Below are 1500 nucleotides of genomic sequence, written 5' to 3'. Positions count from 1 at the left end.
GCCGTGGGTGGTGCCGACGGTGCTGTCGGCCATCGCCTTCTGGTGGATATACGATTCGCAGTTCTCCATCCTGTCCTGGGCGCTTATGGAAATGGGCCTAATCGACCATCGCATCAATTTCCTCGGCGACCCGGAGAATGCGCGCGCTTCGGTGATCGCGGCCAATGTCTGGCGCGGCATTCCGTTCGTCGCCATCACGCTGCTGGCCGGCTTGCAGACGATTCCCCAGTCGCTTTACGAGGCCGCCACGCTCGACGGCGCCAGCCGCTGGCAATTGTTCCGTTTTGTGACGCTGCCGCTGCTGACGCCGATCATCGCCATCACCATGACGTTCTCTGTGCTGTTCACCTTCACCGATTTCCAGCTGATCTATGTGCTGACCCGCGGCGGACCGGTCAATGCCACCCATCTGATGGCGACATTGTCGTTTCAGCGCGGCATTTCGGGAGGCCAGCTTGGCGAGGGCGCTGCCATCGCTGTCGCCATGATCCCGTTCCTGCTTGCGGCGATCCTGTTCAGCTATTTCGGCTTGCAACGCCGCAAATGGCAGCAGGGCGGCGGAGACTGACATGGCCACGATCAAAAAAACGAAACGTCCAGAACTCGACGAAGGCGGCATGGGCTACCTTCAGAGCCTGCCGCGGCGCGTGGTGACGGTCTATCTGCCGTTGCTGGTGTTCGTCATCGTGCTGTTGTTCCCGTTCTACTGGATGACGATCACGGCGATTAAGCCCAATCACGAGATGACCGACTACGCCAATTTCAATCCGTTCTGGGTCGTGCATCCGACATTCGAGCACATCCGCTATCTCTTGTTCGACACGTCCTATCCCGGCTGGCTGCTCAACACGATCATCATCTCGACCGCCGCGACGTTCCTGTCGCTGCTGGCTGCGGTGTTCGCGGCCTATGCGATCGAACGGCTGAGGTTTTCGGGGGCGCGGCAGGTCGGGCTCGCGATCTTCCTCGCCTATCTCGTGCCGCCGTCGATCCTGTTCATCCCGCTGTCGGTGATGGTGTTCAACCTTGGGCTTTACGACACGCCCTTCGCGCTCATTCTTACTTACCCGACCTTCCTGGTACCCTTCTGCACGTGGCTGTTGATGGGTTACTTCCGCTCCATCCCGTTCGAACTGGAAGAATGCGCGCTCATCGACGGGGCGAGCCGGTGGCAGATCCTCACCAAGATCGTGCTGCCGCTGTCGGTGCCCGGCCTGATTTCCGCCGGCATATTCGCATTCACCCTGTCATGGAACGAATTCATCTATGCCCTGACATTCATCCAGTCGTCCGAAAACAAGACCGTGCCGGTCGGGGTGCTCACGGAGCTTGTCCGTTCCGACGTCTATGAGTGGGGAGCGCTGATGGCCGGAGCCCTGATCGGCTCGCTGCCGGTGGTCGTGCTTTATTCATTCTTTGTCGAGCACTATGTGTCCTCGATGACCGGTGCGGTGAAGGAGTAGCGCCTGTGGGCGCCGCACCTTCTCCCTTCTCCCTTGT

At 60.0% G+C, this 1500-nt stretch carries 2 protein-coding genes; both read left to right on the top strand.

Annotated elements, in window-relative coordinates:
* On the top strand, window positions 1-568 hold a 568-nt coding region (locus EOA85_RS35100), incomplete at its 5' end, for a sugar ABC transporter permease (protein WP_164760125.1).
* 1 nt (window position 569) lies between these two features.
* Complete coding sequence (locus EOA85_RS35095; RefSeq protein ID WP_029353730.1) at window positions 570-1463, top strand: carbohydrate ABC transporter permease; 894 nt, start codon at window positions 570-572, stop codon at window positions 1461-1463.
* Window positions 1464-1500: the final 37 nt, after the last annotated feature.

This window comes from Mesorhizobium sp. M5C.F.Ca.IN.020.29.1.1, assembly GCF_003997375.1.
Taxonomy (GTDB): domain Bacteria; phylum Pseudomonadota; class Alphaproteobacteria; order Rhizobiales; family Rhizobiaceae; genus Mesorhizobium; species Mesorhizobium wenxiniae.
The sequence above is the reverse complement of the archived record's forward strand: the minus strand, read 5'-3'. Positions and strand labels throughout refer to the sequence as shown.